General features: G+C 47.2%; 14 protein-coding genes, 2 pseudogenes and 1 riboswitch. Of the genes and pseudogenes, 8 read left to right on the forward strand and 8 right to left on the reverse strand.

Translation table 11 applies throughout. The features are described 5' to 3' along the window. Nucleotides 1-16: 16 nt before the first annotated feature. The 4 genes from AC5YBZ_RS00140 (at nucleotide 17) to AC5YBZ_RS00155 (ending at nucleotide 7,094) form a co-directional block, all read left to right on the forward strand. The gene (locus tag AC5YBZ_RS00140) at nucleotides 17-1,177 is read left to right on the forward strand and encodes an efflux RND transporter periplasmic adaptor subunit (protein WP_494520410.1); all 1,161 of its coding nucleotides are present in this window, start codon (nucleotides 17-19) and stop codon (nucleotides 1,175-1,177) included. 9 nt (nucleotides 1,178-1,186) lie between these two features. After that, nucleotides 1,187-4,342, forward strand: a complete 3,156-nt coding sequence (locus AC5YBZ_RS00145; RefSeq protein ID WP_494520409.1) for an efflux RND transporter permease subunit — start codon at nucleotides 1,187-1,189, stop codon at nucleotides 4,340-4,342. A 122-nt stretch (nucleotides 4,343-4,464) separates the two neighbouring features. Continuing rightward, nucleotides 4,465-6,303: a M14 family metallopeptidase gene (locus tag AC5YBZ_RS00150; RefSeq protein ID WP_494524203.1), complete on the forward strand. Its 1,839-nt coding sequence runs from the start codon at nucleotides 4,465-4,467 to the stop codon at nucleotides 6,301-6,303. Between the two features lie 71 nt (nucleotides 6,304-6,374). After that, on the forward strand, nucleotides 6,375-7,094 hold the full coding sequence (locus tag AC5YBZ_RS00155) for a DUF4097 family beta strand repeat-containing protein (RefSeq protein ID WP_494520407.1): 720 nt from the start codon (nucleotides 6,375-6,377) through the stop codon (nucleotides 7,092-7,094). A gap of 115 nt (nucleotides 7,095-7,209) precedes the next feature. Here the strand turns inward: AC5YBZ_RS00155 and AC5YBZ_RS00160 are convergent, their stop codons facing one another. From AC5YBZ_RS00160 to AC5YBZ_RS00170, 3 genes are all read right to left on the reverse strand, one after another. Then, entirely contained in the window at nucleotides 7,210-8,028 is an 819-nt protein-coding gene (locus tag AC5YBZ_RS00160) for a phosphatase PAP2 family protein (RefSeq protein ID WP_494520406.1), read from the reverse strand. 157 nt (nucleotides 8,029-8,185) lie between these two features. Then, the gene (locus tag AC5YBZ_RS00165) at nucleotides 8,186-8,470 is read right to left on the reverse strand and encodes a GIY-YIG nuclease family protein (RefSeq protein WP_475515433.1); all 285 of its coding nucleotides are present in this window, start codon (nucleotides 8,468-8,470) and stop codon (nucleotides 8,186-8,188) included. 27 nt (nucleotides 8,471-8,497) lie between these two features. Beyond that, nucleotides 8,498-10,588, reverse strand: a complete 2,091-nt coding sequence (locus AC5YBZ_RS00170) for a S9 family peptidase (protein ID WP_494543289.1) — start codon at nucleotides 10,586-10,588, stop codon at nucleotides 8,498-8,500. A 303-nt stretch (nucleotides 10,589-10,891) separates the two neighbouring features. Further along, nucleotides 10,892-11,096, forward strand: a riboswitch (FMN riboswitch). A 164-nt stretch (nucleotides 11,097-11,260) separates the two neighbouring features. Between AC5YBZ_RS00170 and ribB the strand changes: the two genes are divergently transcribed. Further along, nucleotides 11,261-11,914, forward strand: coding sequence for a 3,4-dihydroxy-2-butanone-4-phosphate synthase (gene ribB / locus AC5YBZ_RS00175; RefSeq protein WP_494543290.1), 654 nt, complete (start codon nucleotides 11,261-11,263; stop codon nucleotides 11,912-11,914). Nucleotides 11,915-12,028: 114 nt separating this feature from the next. On the opposite strand, the gene ftnA is transcribed toward ribB, so the two are convergent. Next, a complete protein-coding gene (gene ftnA / locus AC5YBZ_RS00180) occupies nucleotides 12,029-12,553 on the reverse strand; it encodes a non-heme ferritin (protein ID WP_494520403.1) in 525 nt (174 codons plus the stop codon). 394 nt (nucleotides 12,554-12,947) lie between these two features. Between ftnA and moeA the strand changes: the two genes are divergently transcribed. Together moeA and moeB are read left to right on the forward strand one after the other, a co-directional pair. Further along, on the forward strand, nucleotides 12,948-14,192 hold the full coding sequence (gene moeA / locus AC5YBZ_RS00185; RefSeq protein ID WP_494520402.1) for a molybdopterin molybdotransferase MoeA: 1,245 nt from the start codon (nucleotides 12,948-12,950) through the stop codon (nucleotides 14,190-14,192). Between the two features lie 14 nt (nucleotides 14,193-14,206). Continuing rightward, nucleotides 14,207-14,977, forward strand: coding sequence for a molybdopterin-synthase adenylyltransferase MoeB (gene moeB, locus AC5YBZ_RS00190; protein WP_494520401.1), 771 nt, complete (start codon nucleotides 14,207-14,209; stop codon nucleotides 14,975-14,977). Nucleotides 14,978-15,134: 157 nt separating this feature from the next. On the opposite strand, the pseudogene folM reads toward moeB, so the two are convergent. From folM to folX, 3 genes and pseudogenes are all read right to left on the reverse strand, one after another. Beyond that, nucleotides 15,135-15,843: pseudogene (folM, locus tag AC5YBZ_RS00195) on the reverse strand (dihydromonapterin reductase). A gap of 18 nt (nucleotides 15,844-15,861) precedes the next feature. Continuing rightward, nucleotides 15,862-16,497, reverse strand: coding sequence for a GTP cyclohydrolase I FolE (gene folE, locus AC5YBZ_RS00200; protein WP_494520399.1), 636 nt, complete (start codon nucleotides 16,495-16,497; stop codon nucleotides 15,862-15,864). A gap of 34 nt (nucleotides 16,498-16,531) precedes the next feature. Beyond that, nucleotides 16,532-16,898 (reverse strand): annotated as a pseudogene (folX, locus tag AC5YBZ_RS00205) (dihydroneopterin triphosphate 2'-epimerase). A gap of 632 nt (nucleotides 16,899-17,530) precedes the next feature. On the opposite strand from folX, the gene AC5YBZ_RS00210 reads away from it, so the two are divergent. Further along, nucleotides 17,531-19,102, forward strand: a complete 1,572-nt coding sequence (locus AC5YBZ_RS00210) for a BCCT family transporter (protein WP_494520398.1) — start codon at nucleotides 17,531-17,533, stop codon at nucleotides 19,100-19,102. A gap of 71 nt (nucleotides 19,103-19,173) precedes the next feature. Here the strand turns inward: AC5YBZ_RS00210 and AC5YBZ_RS00215 are convergent, their stop codons facing one another. Beyond that, the gene (locus AC5YBZ_RS00215) at nucleotides 19,174-19,893 is read right to left on the reverse strand and encodes a 3'-5' exonuclease (RefSeq protein ID WP_494520397.1); all 720 of its coding nucleotides are present in this window, start codon (nucleotides 19,891-19,893) and stop codon (nucleotides 19,174-19,176) included. Nucleotides 19,894-19,899 lie beyond the last annotated feature (6 nt).

Consider the following 19,899-nt stretch of genomic DNA (forward strand, 5'->3'; position numbering starts at 1 on the left):
TTGATTAGGAGTTATCATGCGGCAAATAGTGAAAATTGCCTCTGTTTTAAGTGTGGCGTTATGGATAACGGGTTGTGGAAAGCAAGAGGCACCGAGTCAATCAGCAGCTGCGCCACGAAGTCTTGAAGTTGGCGTGATGCAGGTTGTGGCACAACCTCAAGCGATTCAGGTTGAACTGCCTGGTCGTAGTAAAGCGTTTCTTGAAGCTGAAGTCCGTCCGCAAGTTTCCGGTATTATTACCGAGCGTAGCTTTATCGAAGGGGCTGATGTTGTCAAAGGACAGTCACTTTATCAAATAGACTCTGCTACTTACAAAGCAGCATTAGTGAGTGCTGAAGCTGATTTGGCGCGTGCAAATGCAGGTTTAGCCTCGGCGAAAGCTAAAGCGGCTCGTTATCAAGAGTTAGTTAAAACCAATGCGATTAGCCAGCAAGAATTTGATGAAGCAGAGGCGGCATACAAAGAAGCTTTAGCTAACGTTACCGTCGCGAAAGCGGCGATTAATACCGCAAAAATCAACCTTGAATACACTCAAGTTCAAGCCCCTATCTCGGGTCGTATTGGTAAGTCGAATGTGACTGCGGGGGCGTTAGTGACGGCGAATCAAAGCCAAACATTGGCGACCATTCAGCAACTTGATCCTATCAATGTGGATATTGCTCAATCGAGTGCGCAATTATTGCGTCTTAAAGCTAAATTGAAGCAAGGCTCATTACAGGCTGTCGATAACGCCGATGTCACCTTAGTGCTGGAAGATGGCACGCCATATTCATATACGGGCACGTTGCAGTTTTCAGAAGTCAGTGTTGATGAGAATACCGGCTCAGTAACATTACGCGCCGAGTTCCCAAATCCAGATGGGGTGCTACTGCCAGGTATGTATGTGCGCGCCATGTTAAATACGGGCACAGATCCGCATGCGATTTTAGTTCCGCAAAAAGCGATTACGCGCAATCCCAAAGGCCAAGCCATTGCAATGGTGATAGGTGCTGAAAGTAAAGTGGAAGCGCGCGTAGTGACTACGGCAGAAGTTATCAACCATCAATGGCGTATCATCGATGGTCTTACAGTTGGCGACCAATTGATTGTTGAAGGCTTACAGAAAATTCGTCCCGGTGCGCCAGTGACCGGAAAACCGATTGACGCAGCGCAATCAGATAAGCAATCACAAAAGTAGGGTAAAGTTATGGCTCGTTTCTTTATCGATCGCCCTATCTTTGCTTGGGTGATCGCCATTATCGTTATGATGGCCGGGGTGCTCTCTATTATGAAGCTCCCTGTGTCACAATATCCCAGTATTGCGCCACCAACCGTCGTGATTAGTGCTGTTTATCCAGGTGCTTCGGCAAAGACCATGGAAGATACCGTTACTCAGGTGATTGAGCAGCGAATGACGGGGATTGATAATCTACGTTATATCGCCTCAACCAGTGACAGCTTTGGTAACGCGCAAATTACCTTAACCTTTAACGCCGAGGCCGATCCTGATATTGCTCAGGTGCAGGTGCAAAATAAACTGCAGCTTGCCATGCCATTGTTACCACAAGAGGTGCAGGCGCAAGGAGTTAAAGTTAACAAGTCGAGCTCGGGCTTTTTAATGGTATTGGGTTTCGTTTCATCTGATGGTTCATTGGGTAAAACCGATATTGCCGACTATGTTGGCTCAAATATCCAAGACCCTATTAGCCGTGTAGCGGGTGTGGGTGAGATTCAGTTGTTCGGTGCCCAATATGCGATGCGTATTTGGCTCGATCCGTTAAAACTGACCCAATACAACCTGACCAGCCAAGATATTATGGCGTCGATCCGTGAGCAAAATGCGCAAGTGTCGGCCGGTCAATTAGGTGGGGCGCCTGCGATTGCAGGTCAAGAGTTAAACGCCACGGTTTCGGCTCAGAGTCGTTTACAAACTGCCGATGAGTTTAAGAAAATCATCATCAAGGCAGACAGCTCTGGTGCTAAGGTCTTCTTAGAAGATGTGGCACGTGTTGAGCTTGGCGCAGAAAGCTATGCGGTTGAATCGTTTTATAACGGTAAGCCTGCGTCGGGTCTAGCGATTAAGCTCGCCACTGGTGCTAATGCGTTGGCGACAGCCGAGCGTGTGCGTGCAAAAATTGATGAATTAAAGGTGTTCTTCCCGCAAGGGTTAGAGGTTGTTTATCCTTATGATACAACGCCTTTTGTTGAAAAATCGATTGAGGGCGTGGTGCACACCTTGCTAGAAGCCGTCGTCTTGGTCTTCGTGATCATGTACCTGTTCTTGCAAAACTTCCGCGCGACGTTAATCCCAACTATTGCGGTTCCCGTTGTCTTGTTAGGTACGTTTGCCATTTTGTCGGCGACCGGCTTTTCGATTAACACTCTCACCATGTTCGCCATGGTGTTGGCCATCGGTTTGCTGGTGGACGATGCGATTGTGGTGGTGGAAAACGTCGAACGCGTGATGCAAGAGGAGGGCCTGAGCCCACTTGAGGCGACGCGTAAGTCGATGGATCAGATCACCGGAGCCCTAGTGGGTATCGGTCTTACCTTGTCGGCGGTATTCGTACCCATGGCCTTTATGTCTGGATCGACAGGGGTTATCTATCGTCAGTTCTCGGTCACGATTGTCTCTGCCATGGCCTTGTCTGTGATGGTGGCGATTATCCTGACGCCGGCGCTATGTGCGACCATGTTAAAACCTATCGCCAAAGGCGAAGGGCATGCCAAAACCGGCTTCTTCGGTTGGTTTAACCGTAAGTTCGATGCCATGACATCACGCTATGAGGCCAGTGTCGCTTCTATGATTAAGCGTACCGGACGTGTCATGCTGGTTTACTTGGCATTGACCGTGGCCGTAGGCTGGATTTTCATGCGTATGCCTACCGCTTTCCTACCCGACGAAGACCAAGGTATCTTGTTTACACAGGCTATTTTGCCCGTTAACTCGACCCAAGAAAGCACCAAGAAGGTGATGGAGAAAGTCACAGACTTCTACCTTAACCAAGAGGGTGACAATGTTAACTCAGTATTCAGTGTCTCTGGGTTTAGTTTTGCCGGTAGCGGTCAAAACATGGGTCTGGCGTTTGTCGGTTTAAAAGATTGGTCAGTTCGTGGTGAACCCGGTCAAGATGTTCAGTCAATTGCTGGGCGTTCTATGGCGATGTTCTCGCAACTGAAAGAAGCCTTTGTGTTTGCCTTTGTGCCGCCAGCGGTGATTGAACTGGGTACCGCTAACGGTTTCGATTTCTATCTCCAAGACAGAAATGGTCAAGGCCACGATAAGTTGGTTGAAGCCCGTAATATGTTACTTGGGCTAGCCGCGCAAAACCCCAACTTGGTCGGTGTACGTCCTAATGGTCAGGAAGATGCGCCTATGTATCAAATCCATGTGGATCACGCCAAGCTTCGTGCCTTGAGTGTCGACATCGATGCGGTAAACAGTGTGCTAGGCACGGCCTGGGGCGGCAGTTACGTTAATGACTTTATCGACCGCGGTCGTGTGAAGAAAGTGTACGTACAGGGCGATGCTCAGTACCGTATGCAACCGGAAGATCTTGATACTTGGTATGTACGTAATGCCGAAGGTGAAATGGTGCCTTTCTCGGCCTTTGCTACCGGTTCATGGGAATATGGATCACCGCGTCTAGAGCGTTTTAACGGCTTGCCGTCAATGAACATTCAAGGGGGCACTGCGCCGGGTTATAGTACTGGTGCGGCGATGGATGATATCGAAGCCATGGTTGCCAAATTACCACCAGGATTTGGTGTTGAATGGAATGGCCTGTCTTATGAAGAGCGCCTATCGGGTAATCAGGCGCCGGCATTGTACGCACTCTCTATCATAGTCGTGTTCTTAGTATTGGCTGCGCTGTACGAGAGTTGGTCTGTGCCGTTTGCGGTTATCTTAGTGGTTCCGCTTGGGATCATTGGTGCGCTACTGGCGATGAATGGTCGGGGCCTGCCCAACGACGTATTCTTCCAAGTAGGTCTGTTAACCACAGTGGGTCTAGCGACGAAGAACGCAATCTTGATTGTCGAGTTTGCTAAAGAGTTCTATGAGAAAGGTGCAGGCCTAGTCGAAGCGACCTTACACGCGGTGCGGGTACGTTTACGTCCTATCCTAATGACCTCTCTGGCGTTTGGTCTAGGGGTTGTGCCGTTAGCGATAAGCACTGGTGTTGGTTCTGGTAGTCAGAACGCCATCGGTACCGGCGTACTCGGCGGTATGATGAGTTCAACCTTCTTGGGGATCTTCTTTATTCCGATCTTCTTCGTGATAGTTGAACGGATCTTCAGTAAGCGTGAGCGCAATGGTGGCAGTGATGCCGCTATCGCCAAGGCGGCTGACAAAGAATCATAATTGACTCTATCGTACCAAAAAGCCCAGCACTTGCTGGGCTTTTTATTGGCGCTAGAGTATTGCATTTAAAGGATATTTCGTTAAATATGTTTGTCTAAAAATAAGCCGTAAGGTCAACATCTATGCGCCCTCAGTTATCGACACTTTTCCTGTTACTCCCTTTTACGTTTGGCTTGCCTGTATGGGCAGAGCAACCCACTGCAACCCCACAGGTTGCCACAACCTATGTTAACGATGCCATCCTACCGCCTAGCTTGGTGTGGCATGGGGCAAGTGAATCGTTATTACTCGATGGCGACGCGCCATGGGCGACTCCGTTTGAACAGGGCGGTTTTAAGGTCAGCCCAAGTTACGATGAGACGTTTGTTTGGTTAGATAAGTTGGTGGCCAGTAGCGACATGTTACACAAGGTGTCGCTGGGTAAGAGTCCTCAGGGGCGTGATATTTGGATGGTGATAGCCTCGAATGAGGGGGCAGGTACCCCTGAGGCCTTGGCTGCGACGGGTAAACCCACAGTGTTAGTGCAAGCTGGGATCCACGCCGGAGAAATTGACGGTAAAGATGCCGGAATGATGTTACTGCGAGACATGGTATTGGGTGATAAAGCGGCGCTGCTCGATGGGGCTAATTTGCTATTTGTGCCGATTTTTAGTGTCGATGCCCATGAGCGCAGTGGTCAATATAATCGCGTTAATCAGCGCGGCCCGATAGAGATGGGTTGGCGCACGACCGCCAACAATCTTAATTTGAATCGTGATTATGCCAAGGCCGATACAGTAGAGATGCAGCATATGTTGGGTGCGATAAATCGATGGCAGCCCGATCTGTATATCGATGTACACGCTACCGATGGCATCGATTATCAATATGATGTCACCTTTGGCTATAACTTAGCTCAAGGGCTGAGCCCGTCGAGTTTTCGTTGGTTAGAGACCCAATACCGACCTTATGTGGAGCAGGCATTAACGCGGCAAGGGCATATTGCGGGCCCCTTGGTGTTTGCTATCGACAATAATGATTTGAGCAAGGGAATGTCATTATGGAATGCCAGTCCACGTTACTCTAATGGTTATGGTGATGCTCGGCATCTGCCGACGATTTTAATTGAAAATCATAGTTTAAAGCCGTTTAAGCAACGAGTGCTCGGTACCTATGTCATGTTAGCGGCCACCCTTGAATTGGTGGGCAACCAAGCCACTTCACTGCGCTCGGCGATTAAGCAAGACAGGTATCGCTATAGCGATCGCATTACCCTAACGTGGGGCGACCAGCAACAGCAGCAAGGGTGGGACTTCAAAGGGATTGATTACCACACCGAAATCAGCCCCATCAGTGGTCAGCCGGTGGTGCGTTGGAGTGGCCAGCCTAAGCTCTATAAAAATTTACCCGTGATAGGTAATACTCTGGCTGAAATAAAGGTCAACCGTCCCTCGGCCTATTATATTGCGCCTCAATGGCTTGATGTGATTGAGCGCCTCGCAATTCATGGGATCCGTATGACAACGCTAACCGAACCCAAGGTGCTTAAGTTGACCCAATATCAATTAACTGCGCCGCAGTTTGGCAGTCAAGATTATGAAGGTCGCCAGCGAGTGAGCGCGCAATTGAGCGCACATGGGCTACAGACCACACTGCCGGCAGGCACGGTCAAGATTGATACCCGGCAGCCTTTAGGGGATCTGGCGATATTGCTGTTAGAGCCTCAGTCGCCTGATTCCTTATTACAATGGGGCTTTTTCAATCCCATATTTACCCGCACCGAATATATCGAGCATTACGCGGTAGAGCCGCTGGCGGCGCAAATGCTTGAGGCCGACCCCAGCTTGCAGGCCGAATTTACCCAAGCGTTGCAAGACCCTGCCTTTGCCGCTGATGCCCAGGCAAGATTACGCTGGTTTTATGTTCGAAGCCCTTATTATGATGCGCAATACCAGGTCTATCCGGTTTGGCGAGACGAGTAATGGCCTGCGGCATCATCAGTATTAACGCAGCTTAGGCTGCGTTTTTTATTGCGCATGGTTTAAGGGGGGGGATGGGTAAATGTTCCTCAAAAGGTTCGGGGGGACCTCGTTTGATTATCACCGTCAGGCAACAGTTAACACTTGATGCTACACAGTTACAACACCTCGTAGCCGAAACTGGGGCGGGTTCGCTGACTATTAAAGGGGTTGATGGCCTCAGTAAGGTGCATATCGAGGCGGGTATTTATGGGTATGATGGCGCCGAGCCAGAGCTTAGCTTAGTACAGGAAGGTCAACATGCCAAACTGATCGCCAATTTTGACTCCTTCAGTCGGGTCTCGTTGACGAGTGGTAACTCTCCCTATATGGAGCTGGTGGTTAAAGTGCCTGCCAATATGAAACTAACGCTGGATGATGGCTCAGGTAGTATTGAGATTCGTGGCGTGAACGCCGAAATGATTATTACCGATGGCTCTGGCAGCATCACTATCGATGGCGCTAAGGGATTAACTATCGATGACGGCTCAGGCGGTATTGCATTGCAAAATATTGAAGGGAATATCAGCTTAACGGATGGCTCAGGCAGTATCGAGATCCAGCAGGTGAATGGCGATGTGTCAGTGCTTGATAGTTCTGGCTCGATAGTCATTAATCATGTGGCAGGCTTAGTCACCATCGATGATGGTTCTGGAAGTATTAGTGTCGATAACAGCAAAGGATTACACATTATCGAGTCTGGTTCGGGCGATCTGAATTTTGACAATATTCAAGGGCCCGTCACCATGGATTAATGGCTTTCCCCCTGATTGCCTAGAGCAGATTAGGGGGAGTCCATAAGCGTAGTTGTGAATTGATGATAGCGGTGGTCATCGCCCACTTAGCGTCAAGACCGTTTACGCATGTCTATTACACTTTTGAACCAAAGCGTTGTATCAACAGCTGTTTAATATTGTATTGGCGTAAGAACAGAGCCGCGGCGGTAAACAGCAGTCCCCATCTTAGTAGTAACACTTGCCAAATAATGTCCTTATCAAAGCTTTTTTCCAGCTCGCAGATCATCAACACTAACCATAAAAACATCAGCATTAATGCGTTATTGACCCGCTGTAACTGAGTTGGTGGACAATACGCAGCAGCATAAGCGCAGAGTAATCCGACGATCGCACCCAGCATAATATCTTGTGGCCAGTGAGCGCCAACAATGATCCTCGATATGCCAACGATAGCACCAAGCGCGATGGCTAATGTTTTAATGGTGCGGCTTTGGTAAGCAAACCATAGGGTACCTGCAAACAGGAAAGCACTGGCAGTATGGCCCGAGGGGAAACTATGGCTTAACCGGGTGTCGCCAATAATATTAAGTACGTCTAACACCGCGGCGGGGCGCGGTGCATCAAAATATTGTTTTAAGAGTGGTACTAACAGTAATGACAACACGCTGGCAATGATCACCCGTAATATTAACTCGGGGCGTTTAATCAAGAAGCATAAGGTGATCACCCCAAGAGTGACGCCATTGCCTAAATCTGTAAGTAGCAATATGGGCCAATCGGGTAACACTGCCGCAATTCCATTGAGTAGTCTAAACAGAGTAAGGTTTACATCGGGAAGCAGCGTGATTAAAAAAATAGAGCTTAACACTAACATTAAGCCGAAAAAGCTGCGTTGATGCTGCTTATATTGTTTAGGCAATCCATCAGCCTTTTCGTGTGTGGTGGTGCCCATAATCGTCTCAAATAAGCAATTTTTGCCTACAATAGAGCTTTGCTATGACTAAGTAAAGCCGCGTGCTTATGATCAAGCCGCGGCAGGTATTTAGATTGATTGTCGATGGATATTTCTATGGGGATAATCACTAAACATCATCAATATAAAGCTGAAATTAGCTAACGATATGAATATTGGCCTCATTTTGTATTAATGTCAGCTTTTGTTTTTTGGTGAGCTTCTTAACCGCTATTTCGCGCTTCAGTGCCGTAGAGTGACAACTTAACTGCTCATGATAAACCAATTGCAGCGGCCCCTTACCGCGCAGAAATTTAGCGGCTTTAGGGCCGCCGCTTTGGTGTTCTTTAAAGCGGCGTGCTATGTCGGTTGTCACGCCGGTATAGAGCTGGCCTTTATGGCACTCAACGATATATAAAAACCAAGGTTTGCCTGTCGTCATCGATAGCTCTTGTGTTGCTCGGCGAGGTTAACGACAGTTTTTGCTGTTGGTTAATATTGGCTCTGCGCCTAACAGCCCTAATAAAAAAGCATACTCTTCAGCCGTGTCTTGATAGCGGCGATAGCGACCGCTTTTGCCACCGTGCCCAGCCTCCATATCGATATGGAACAGTAATAAGTTGTCGTCGGTCTTATATTCTCTTAATTTCGCCACCCATTTAGCGGGTTCAAAATATTGCACCTGAGAGTCATGCAGGCCAGTGGTGACCAAAAGGTGAGGATAAGCTTGACGCGTAATTTGGTCATAGGGCGAATAACTTAACATATAGTCGAAGGCATCTTTGTCGTTAGGGTTGCCCCATTCGTCATACTCATTGGTGGTGAGTGGAATCGACTCGTCTAGCATGGTCGTTACTATATCGACAAAAGGCACATGGGCGGCCACGGCCAAGTAGAGTTCGGGTGCTTGGTTAATCACGGCGCCCATCAACAGGCCACCTGCGCTGCCCCCCGTCGCAACTACTTTATGAGGATCGGCATATTGTTGCTGGATCAATGCTTGGGTGACATCGATAAAATCGTTAAAGCTATTTTGCTTGTTAAATAGCCGGCCTGCGTCATACCAAGGTCGGCCGAGCATTTCGCCACCGCGCACATGGGCAATGGCGTAAACCACGCCTCGGTCAAGTAGGCTTAATATGGCACTGTCAAAATCAGCATCTATGGTGTAACCGTATGCGCCATAACCATATTGGTACAGTGGGTTGCTGCCATCTCGTTTAAATAGGCTTTTGTTGTACACCAAGGTAACGGGAATGCTCGCGCCATCTCTGGCATCGATAAAGAGGCGTTCAGCCTGATAGTGCTCGCTATTAAAGCCGCCTAATACGTTTTCCCTTTTGAGTAACTGCTTGGGTGAGGCTTGGGTCAAATCGTATTGGTAAATCGATTCTGGGGTGGTGGGGCTAGCATAATAGAGCCTAAGCTGGTGGCTATCTTGGCGAGGATTAACATCAAAACCCACCACATAAGCGGGATCATCGAAGTCGATTTGATAGCTAGGTAGCTGATCCGGATAGACGGTGATCTGGCTTAGTCCCTGACGGCGCTGCTGCACAATAAGGTAATCTTGCAGTACCAAGAACTCCTCTATGCGGCATTGGTCATCGGCAGCAATCACCTCCTGCCAAACATGCTTATTGGCAAAATCCGCTTCGGCCACTTGCATCAGGCGAAAGTTAACCGCCTGCCAGTTGGTAAGAATAAAATAGTTGCTACCCCGTTTAGCCACCGAATACTCATGGCCTGTTTCTCTGGGCAGTAGTGCAGTGAAGTGGTCAAGAGCTTGATCGGCATTGAGCACCGAGACCTCACTGGTGATCGTGCTTTCATGGTATAGCTCGATACGAGTTTCATCTAAACTTTTACCTAAGCTGAGGTAGAAGCTGTCATCTTGCTCTTCATACACGAGTGTATCGGCCGATTGTGGTTGCCCTAAACGATGACGGAACACTTGGTAGCCCAGCAGGGTTTGTGGATCTTTGGCGATGTAAAACAGGTGCAGATTATCGTTAGCCCACACTATGCTACCGTCAGTGCCTTCGAGTGTATCTTCCAGCAGTTCGCCTTGTTCGAGGTGCTTAATGTGTATGGTGTAGATGCGCCGGCTCAGTTTATCTTCACTAAAGGCCAATAACTGTTCGTCAGGGCTAATGGCGAAGCTGCCCAGACCATAAAACTCATGGCCGTGGGCGCGTTGGTTAACATCTAACAGCACCTCTTCTGCATCACTATTAAGCTGTGGTTTACGCAGTAAGATAGGGTATTCCCCCTCTTTATGGTAACGACTCCAATACCAATGGGAGTGCCAGTAGTAAGGAACACTCGACTCATCTTTATCTAGCCTGCCGACCAGCTCATCGAATAAACGTGCCTGTAAAGGCGCGAAGGGCTTAAAGCATTGTTGATGGTAGTTGTTTTCGGCATTGAGATGCGCTATCACCTCTGGTGACTGACGCGTATCGTCTCTTAACCAATAATAGTTATCGATCCTCTCTACACCATGATGTATCAATGAGTGTGGCTTTTTGGCGGCGAGCGGTGGAGAAATTGAATGCATTAAAGACGACCTTTATTATCGATAGCGTGGTAAACCAGTGCGAGTTTGCCTGTAAAGCTTGAGCTTAGGTGATTTAGTTTAGGCTTGTCACCTGCTAGCTTGTTATTTGTTTCAAATTGGCGCACCCTATTTGCGCCTAATGTGCTGATCCTAAGTAATTAAGATTAGCCCCTCCAGCAATATTTACGGTTTTACTGCTGTTACGCAGACCCAGTGTGAGCCCGTTAGCGAGTCCGTTTAACAGTGACGCTGCGCCGCTTAAAAATAGGCAGTTGAGCCGATATTCAGTGAGTAGGTGACATTAATAATTCTCAGGGCGGGGTGTAACTCCCCACCGGCGGTGATAGTTGTAGATGCAACTTAAGCCCGCGAGCGCCTAATCTTTTCCAAGGTTAGGGTCAGCAGATCTGGTGCCCTTGTTGCGTGTAGAGATAGCATGTTAAAAGTATTCCAGAGCCGACGGTAATGAGCGCGTAAGCGCACTGAGTCCGGATGAAAGAGAATATAAGAACCACAAACAGCGTATGCTGCGCTCTAAGCTTGGGCTTAGTTCGCTAACGTGACCCTGGCTCTTATTCAACACCACCATAAGCGCAGGCTTATCGGTGTTATTTTCTATATGCCCTGATTCTGGCACAAAACCATTTTATTAGTATTACTAAGGATTTAACCATGAATCAGTCTTTACTCTCAGCCTTTGGCGATGCCAATACCCGTGTTGAAGCCGCGTTGACAGCCTTACGCGCTGGCGAAGGCGTGTTGGTGGTCGACGATGAAGATCGCGAAAATGAAGGTGATCTTATTTATTCAGCCGAGCACTTAACCAATCAACAGATGGCGCTGCTTATTCGGGAATGCAGTGGCATAGTCTGTTTATGCCTGCCTGATGAGCGGGTTAAACAATTGCAGTTACCGCCCATGGTGGCTGATAACTCAAGCCAGTATGGCACCGCGTTTACCGTGAGCATCGAAGCCAAAGTTGGGGTGACAACCGGCGTTTCGGCTGCCGATCGGGTTACCACTATTAAAGCGGCGATCGCCGATGGGGCTAGTGCCTGTGATCTGGCTCGTCCTGGTCATGTGTACCCGCTACGTGCTCAGCCCGGTGGCGTATTGACTCGCAGAGGCCATACCGAAGGCACCATAGATCTGATGCTGCTGGCAGGGCTGAAACCTGCGGGCGTATTATGTGAGGTGACCAATCCTGACGGCACCATGGCGAGATTGCCTGAGATCATCGCGTTTGGCGAGCAGCATCAAATGCCAGTATTGACCATAGAAGATATCGTGATTTACCGTAAGTCGTTACTGGCTCAAGCGAGTTAATAGGCTTAATAAATAAACAAAGAGCCAATATATGGCTCTTTGTTTATCATTTACCACCAATATCGACCACTCATAAGGTCTATTTCAAATAGACACTAGCGATCTGTTAGCGGTTTATTGACCCGAGGTCATCACGCTCGCCGACTCTTCAATGGCCATTTGCGCCAAATCCTTATCGACAAAAAATAACGCCTTACCATCTTCGCCAATCAGGCGAATCTTATCGACGATCGATTTAAACAACTTCTCTTCTTCATGTTGCTCAGAGACATACCACTGCAGGAAGTTAAAAGTAGAATAGTCTTGATTAGTGAATGCAGCATGAGCAAGTGCATTGATTTTACTGGTTATCATCTGCTCATGGGCGTAGGTGTGTTCAAATAGGGCCAGTAATGAATCAAACTCAGCTTGCGGTGCTTCAATGGCGCCAATCAGTGGCATGCCGCCCGTTTCGCTAACGTAGGTAAATAGGCGGTGCATGTGCTGCATCTCTTCGTCAGCATGGGCACGCATAAATTTAGCGGCACCCTCAAAGCCCTTGTCTTCGCACCAAGCGCTCATTTGCAGGTAGAGGTTTGAGGAGAAGAACTCCACATTAATTTGTGCGTTCAACTGATCAATCATCGTTTGTGCCAGCATAGTAGATCCTTGTTATGTTCATTGTATTAAGCTGGACTATTGTGTAAAAGCAGGCGGTTAAATGCAACTAAATTTACTTAACTTAATGTTTCAAATACAAATATTTATCATTGCGTCAGTGTTGAGCCTATCAAATATTTGTCGGATTAACGGCCCCTTGATTAAGTCATTAACAAGCGGTGCATTGTAGGCATAAGCCTTGCGATTGGCGGTAGGTGACAGTCTTGTTTCGCGCTATATTAAGTCGTTAATTGCGCAAGCTGCTCAGTTAGCTTGCTGAGGATTGATTTGTTCGCACTATGGCAAAAACTGCCATGGAGATCATGGCCTTCTCTCATCAGCGTGGCATAATGAGCATCAATCTTTGCTTAAACACTTATCTTTAAGGTAACCGATGCCCATGAAATTTGATCCATGTTCTCAGCCTAGCCTTATGCACCCAGACGAAGCGATTGTTAAACTGCTCGATCAAGTCATGCCTCTTAGTGACTCTGAAATGGTGCAGCTTCCCCATGCCTTAGGCCGAGTATTAGCTGAAGATCTGGCATCGAGTATTGATTTGCCTCCCTTTAATAACTCGGCAATGGATGGCTATGCTTTTCGATTGCAAGATTTAAGCAACAACGACACCCTGACGCTGATCGGTCACTCTTTTGCAGGACATCCGTTTGACGGCGAGGCCAAACCCAATACCTGCGTGCGCATTATGACTGGCGCACCATTGCCAGCCGGTTACGATACCGTGCAGATGCAAGAAAAAGCCCGTGCCAACGGCGATAGCATTACCATTGAAGCGCCTGATGCGGTTGGTGCCAATGTGCGTTATCGCGGCGAAGAGCTTAACACTGGCGATAAAGTCTTACGGGCTGGCACCCAGATTGGCGCCGCCGAAATGGGCGTGCTCGCCACCATAGGAGCGAGCCAAGTACGCGTTGTGCGTCGTGTCAAAGTGGCCTTTTTCTCAACGGGTGACGAACTGCGTCCGGTTGGCAGCGAGTTAGCGCCGGGGCAGATTTATGATTCTAACCGTTACAGCATTCAAGGTTTATTGACTCGATCCAATGTTGAGTGGGTCGATCTGGGGGTGATTGCAGATGATCCTGAGGCGATTCGTGAGGCATTTCGTACCGGAGCTGCCCAAGCGGATATGCTACTCACCTCGGGTGGTGTCTCTGTAGGCGACGCCGATTACACCAAACAAATTTTAGAAGAAGAGGGTGAAATTACCTTCTGGAAGCTAGCCATGAAACCGGGTAAGCCATTTGCTTTTGGGCGACTGGGTAAGGCGATATTTTGTGGTCTACCAGGCAATCCGGTGTCATCTATGGTGACCTACTATAAATTGGTATGGCCGCTTATCAATAAGATGCAAGGCTTGCCACGCGCTAAGCCGTTATTACTGCAGGCGAAACTGAGCAGCGATCTGCGTAAGTTTGCTGGTCGGGTTGAATATCAACGCGGTATTTTGAGCCACAACGAACAAGGCCAAGCTGAGGTGAGCATTACCGGTGGGCAAGGTTCGGGTATGTTGACCTCGATGAGCTTGGCTAACTGCTTTGTTATTTTAGCGCGAGAGCAGGGTGACACGCCTGCGGGTAGCTTAGTGACGGTTGAACCCTTTAATTCTGTGCTCTGTTAAGTAGGTAAGCTGAGATGACATCGACACTCGATAATGACGACATTCTGTCGGACAGAGAGATCTTACGTTACAGTCGCCAAATCTCCATTAAGGCGATGGACTTTGAGGGGCAAGAGAAGCTGAAACAAGCCAAGGTCTTAGTGATAGGGGTTGGCGGCTTAGGTTGCGCCGCAAGCCAATATCTTACCGTGGCGGGTGTAGGGCAATTGACCTTAGTAGACTTTGACACTGTTGAGTTGTCTAATCTGCAGCGCCAAGTGCTGCATCAAGCGGATAATATCGGCCAACCTAAGGTGGCCTCGGCGCAAGAAACCTTGAGTCAGCTTAATCCTCATGTGGCGATTACCACTATCAATGCCGTGCTAGATGACTCAGAGCTTGATGCCTTAGTCATGCAGCACGATATCGTGATGGACTGCACTGACAATATGACGGTGCGTGAGCAGTTAAATAGCAGTTGCTTTACCCATAAGGTACCACTGGTTTCGGCCGCCGCGATCCGTATGGAAGGCACTGTCACTGTGTTTGACTATCAGGGGGATACACCTTGTTATCATTGCTTTAGCCAGCTGTTTGGCGACCAGCAACTGACTTGCGTCGAGTCAGGCATCTTGGCTCCAGTTGTGGGCATGATTGGTTGCCTGCAAGCGGTAGAGGCCATTAAGGTGATTGCTCACATGGGCAAACCTTTAGTGGGCCGCATTTTGATGATAGATGCGATGACGATGGAGTTTCGCGAGATGAAACTGACCAAGCAGCAAAACTGCAGTACCTGCGGTGCATAAGCGCTGTTAGCTGATACGCTAGCCCAGATGGTGGGCTAGCTGTTTTGCGTTGCAATATTAGGTTTTTTCGGCGCCTATTCTTTTAACTCTCCATTATTTCAAATTACTATTACTTCAAATCACAAGCACTTAAAATACCAATGATTTTTATGGCTAATTACTTTAAATGCCTGCCACCATCGAGCGCCAATGAGCGTCCGGTAATGTAGTGGCTTGCCATAAGATATTCAATCGCCTTAAGCACCTCAACTTCACCGGCTTCACGTTGCAGTAGCGATTTAGCTAATGCTTGCTGTTTATATTGCTCGTCATCATGTTCATTAAAACAGATCAGCGCAGGCGCAATACTATTGACCTTAACGTGCGGAGCTAACTTAGTCGCAAACGATAGCGTCATATTTTCTAAAGCTGCCTTACTGGCCGCATAGGCTATATGTTTTTTGCTGCCTTTTTGGGCGACATAATCGGTGAGGTGAATGATGTCGCTTAGGCGGTCACCCTGGATCAGCAGCGGGGCTAACCCTAGATTGATCTGATACGGTGCCGTCACATGTACCTGCATCATGGTGGCCATTATTTGCTCTGGCGCCAGCGGGCTGTCATCGGGTAACCACAGAGAGGCGTTGTGAACAATGGCATCAAGTTGTGGATACTTAGCCATGATGGCATCAATGAAGGTTTGCACCTCTTCAGCTTGGGTAAAGTCACAGCAATACAGATCAGCACCCGCCTCGCTTAAAGCGTCGATGCTGGGGTAGTGGCGCCGAAAAGTCCCGATAACCTGATAGCCTTTGTCGATGAAGGTGCTGTGCTAAGTACAAACCAATGCGCTTGCCTACGCCTGTGATTAAAATGGTGGGTTGCATAAGATCCCTGTAGGTAAGTTAGCCAAGAAATTCGGCTCTAGTATGGTGATTCGACTTAAAGCAGCCACCTAATGCGGTGGTTTGCGTCGATGATTGACTGTCCATAATGCCGCGTGATTTGACGCAATAATGGGTCGCTGAAATCGATACCGCCACATCATCGGTATTGAGTAAGGTTTGCAGTGCCACCAATATTTGTTGGGTCAGCCGCTCTTGCACCTGAGGCCGTTGAGCAAAAAAGCGTACGATACGATTGATTTTCGACAAACCTATGATCGATGACTTAGGGATGTAGGCCACTTTTGCCGTGCCATCTATGGTAATAAAGTGATGTTCACAGGTGCTGGTCAGGCTGATGTCACTGACTTTGACCATCTCGTCAACACCCATTTTATTGTCAATTTGAGCAATCGCGGGGAAGTTGTCGTAATCGATACCGGCAAAGATCTCATTGACGTACATTTTGGCAATACGATGTGGGGTTTCACACAGGCTGTCATCATTGAGGTCTAGCCCTAAAGTGTCGACCACTTCGGTCATTAATCCTTTTATCCGCTCATACTTCTGTTGCGAAGACAGGGGATTATCACGCAATGGGGTTTCTAAACCTTGGGCGATTAACGCTTGTCTCACTTGCTGTGCAGCTGGATTCATAACAAATACTCCGCGATAAAACGGTTAATGATGACTATCTGTCATCTAAGTGGCTTTCTAGCGATAATGAGACTGAGTCGGCAAATCGCAGGGCGTGGGGTTTGTCTACTGTCACTTGGCAGTAACGCACCCATGGATGCTCACAGCTAATGGTGAGTATGTCGGACACTAATTTTTCCAGTAATAAAAAGCGACCTTCCTCAACGTGCTGGATCACTTTTTTGGTGATCACTTTATAGTTGAGTGCGTCACTGACATCATCTGTCTGGAGCCGAAAGTGCGGCTGGGTAGTGGATCTCAATATTGATCACCACATCTTGCTGTTTCTCACGTTCATCGGGATTAAAACCGATAAAGGTGCGTAACCTCAAATTGGTGATCTTGATTTTGGCATGGCTAATTTTGGCGTTGGTAATGGTCATGACATTTCCTCATCATTTGCAGGCAGTACGTTGGTCGTGAATCGTTAGATCAGTTGTTAAAGTAAAACAGATAGGAATATAGATGTTGGTGTGAAGTCATTTTTTTATCAAGCTTTGCTTAATAAATCTTGTGTTTCTTACTTTCCCTATTTTAATGAGAGCTATTTTTCGTCGTTTAATTGAGCTTCTTGTTAACTTTTTACTAGGTACTCTTTCATTTTTAAGCATCATCAGCATTCAGTTGATTGATCATCATAGGGAGTGATTCGTTTATCCTGTTGCCCGTCCATATCGAATACTCAATGTGAATAAACCATATTTGATGGGTACCGATTATTGAGTTCAGATACAGATGAATAGCAACTTTTTAGTTAGTGCTCTAATCATGGTGGTGGGTTTCAATAACTGTTTATTCTTGGGATAAAGCCTATTTAACCGCCTAAAGGTCGTTAAAGTTAGTAAAAATTGGCATTTTATTGGACGTGGCCATATAGAAGAATACAATAGGAGAAAATAATATTTACTATATTACTATGAGTTGAAATCATTTTTGGCAATCTGGAATGATTTTTCAATAGTTATTCTTTAGGTTTTTTTAGTGGGGATAATCGATGACAAAAGGTATTGATAAGTACAGTATCGATAGTACCGACTATACGGTTGGTCAGGATAATGTGCAGAAGTGGGGGTTTGATGTACATAACCCTGTATTTGGTATTAGCGCGGGGCTTATTGTTGCATTTCTAATCGCAACCTTAGTCACAGATGCCGAAACATCGAAGGCGGCATTGGATGGTATCAAATGGAAAATTATTGGTTTATTTGATTGGTTATTTATTTGGTCAGGCAATGTTTTCGTCTTGTTTTGCTTGGGATTAATTGCTTCACCCTATGGCAAAATACGGTTAGGTGGGCGTGAGGCGACAGCTGATTATTCTTTCTTCTCTTGGCTATCTATGTTGTTTGCTGCGGGTATGGGAATAGGATTAATGTTTTGGAGTGTTGCTGAGCCTGTTGCTTATTTTACTGGTTGGTATGAAACTCCCTTAGGTGTAGAGGCTTATTCGCCTGAAGCTGCCAAAATCGCGCTAGGTGCGACTATGTTCCATTGGGGGTTGCATCCTTGGGCTATTTATGGCGTTGTGGCCTTATCTTTAGCTTTCTTCGCCTACAATAAAGGACTTCCTTTATCAATTCGTTCTATTTTTTACCCAATTTTAGGTGACCGAGCCTGGGGATGGGCGGGGCATATTGTCGACATATTGGCAGTGTTGGCAACCTTATTTGGTCTGGCAACTTCTCTGGGGTTAGGGGCGCAGCAGGCAGCGAGTGGTATTCATCATGTATTTGGCATAGAGGCTGGGTTAGGTCTGCAGATTGGGGTGATTATTGGCGTAACTTTACTGGCGGTCGTTTCTGTTATGCGAGGCATCGATGGTGGTGTAAAGGTTATCAGTAATATCAATATGATAGTGGCTCTTATACTACTTATTTTTGTTGCGGTGATAGGTTATTACGTTAGCTTTGGATCGGTATATACTACGCTGATGTCCTATGTTGAGAACATTATCCCTTTAAGTAACCCTCATGGCCGTACCGATGAAGCCTGGTTCCAAGGTTGGACTGTATTTTACTGGGCTTGGTGGATATCTTGGTCACCATTTGTAGGTATGTTTATTGCGCGAGTGTCTAGAGGACGCACCGTGCGTGAATTTATCACCGCAGTATTGTTGGTTCCAACCTTTGTAACGCTTCTCTGGATGTCGGTATTTGGCGGGATGGCAATCGATCAAGTGGTCAATAAAGTAGGTGAACTTGGTACGCAGGGGCTTACCGAAGTGCCTTTAGCAATGTTCCAGATGTTTGATGTTTTGCCGTTTGGTACATTATTATCAGCTATTGCTGTTCTCTTAGTCTTGGTCTTCTTTATTACTTCTTCAGACTCAGGGTCATTAGTGATCGATAGTATTACAGCCGGAGGTAAGATGGATGCACCGGTACCTCAACGCATATTTTGGGCACTATTAGAGGGCGCTATAGCGATTGCATTATTGTGGATTGGTGGAGCTCAAGCGATTGAGGCTTTACAGGCCGCAGCGATCTCTACTGCCTTGCCATTCACATTTATATTGCTGTTGATGTGTGTCAGCCTGATTAAAGGGATGCGTACTGAACGCTTTTAGTTGATGAGATTATAGTGAGGCTAGGTTACTGGCCTCCTTTTTTATAGGGAGGCCTTAATCTCTTGTGGACTCTATTGCCAGAATTCTTTGATAGGTGATTGTGGATCATAGTGATGTGCAATTTGTGCTTGAAGAAGCTCAGCCGTAGCAATCGCATCGGTTAAGGCATGGTGAGGCGAGTAAGGAGGTAATCCATACCGTTGCCGACAGGATCCAAGCCTTCTTGAAAGAGATTTGCCGCCTTTGAGCCTGTTCCATATTCTAGCGCGAAGTTTATGTTGGATTCTCGATTCCAGTTCCATGGTGTCCACCACGGGAAATTCGATGCCATTGTTGATTCGGGTCATTAAGGCCCGCTCTAAAAATAGTCGTTCTATTTGTTGGCAATGAACCACTATTATTTTACCTGCCATCTCATTTAATACCTGCTCGAATATAACCGATAGGTCCGGTGCATCTAAGATGTCGGTATGGGTAATACCGTGGATGATGACAGAATCTTCGGCTAACTTTTCTCTTGGCCTCACCGTCCAAGATTTTGCGCGATTGAGCAAGATACGATCTAAGTTAAAAGGCACTGTTCCTATGCTGATGATGTCGTCTTTATCTGCATTTAGACCTGTTGTTTCAAAGTCCATGGAGAGGAACTCTATTTTGCCGATGGGGTTATTTCCATCGGGAAGCGATGTGGCATAATAATCGCGTAAGCTACCCTCTTTTAGCGTTTTTAGTTTTTGCTTGAATTTTCCCGGCCAGTCGATAGTTGGATGCGAAAGCCATTTTTTTAGCATAGTGCA

The organism is Shewanella sp. 553, assembly GCF_059338375.1.

Bases quoted from the DNA above. Each gene is read 5' to 3' on its own strand.
- AC5YBZ_RS00140 (WP_494520410.1), top strand. From the start codon at position 17: ATGCGGCAAATAGTGAAAATTGCCTCTGTTTTAAGTGTGGCGTTATGG.
- AC5YBZ_RS00145 (WP_494520409.1), top strand. From the start codon at position 1,187: ATGGCTCGTTTCTTTATCGATCGCCCTATCTTTGCTTGGGTGATCGCC.
- AC5YBZ_RS00150 (WP_494524203.1), top strand. From the start codon at position 4,465: ATGCGCCCTCAGTTATCGACACTTTTCCTGTTACTCCCTTTTACGTTT.
- AC5YBZ_RS00155 (WP_494520407.1), top strand. From the start codon at position 6,375: ATGGGTAAATGTTCCTCAAAAGGTTCGGGGGGACCTCGTTTGATTATC.
- AC5YBZ_RS00160 (WP_494520406.1), bottom strand. From the start codon at position 8,028: ATGGGCACCACCACACACGAAAAGGCTGATGGATTGCCTAAACAATAT.
- AC5YBZ_RS00165 (WP_475515433.1), bottom strand. From the start codon at position 8,470: ATGACGACAGGCAAACCTTGGTTTTTATATATCGTTGAGTGCCATAAA.
- AC5YBZ_RS00170 (WP_494543289.1), bottom strand. From the start codon at position 10,588: ATGCATTCAATTTCTCCACCGCTCGCCGCCAAAAAGCCACACTCATTG.
- ribB (WP_494543290.1), top strand. From the start codon at position 11,261: ATGAATCAGTCTTTACTCTCAGCCTTTGGCGATGCCAATACCCGTGTT.
- ftnA (WP_494520403.1), bottom strand. From the start codon at position 12,553: ATGCTGGCACAAACGATGATTGATCAGTTGAACGCACAAATTAATGTG.
- moeA (WP_494520402.1), top strand. From the start codon at position 12,948: ATGCCCATGAAATTTGATCCATGTTCTCAGCCTAGCCTTATGCACCCA.
- moeB (WP_494520401.1), top strand. From the start codon at position 14,207: ATGACATCGACACTCGATAATGACGACATTCTGTCGGACAGAGAGATC.
- folE (WP_494520399.1), bottom strand. From the start codon at position 16,497: ATGAATCCAGCTGCACAGCAAGTGAGACAAGCGTTAATCGCCCAAGGT.
- AC5YBZ_RS00210 (WP_494520398.1), top strand. From the start codon at position 17,531: ATGACAAAAGGTATTGATAAGTACAGTATCGATAGTACCGACTATACG.
- AC5YBZ_RS00215 (WP_494520397.1), bottom strand. From the start codon at position 19,893: ATGCTAAAAAAATGGCTTTCGCATCCAACTATCGACTGGCCGGGAAAA.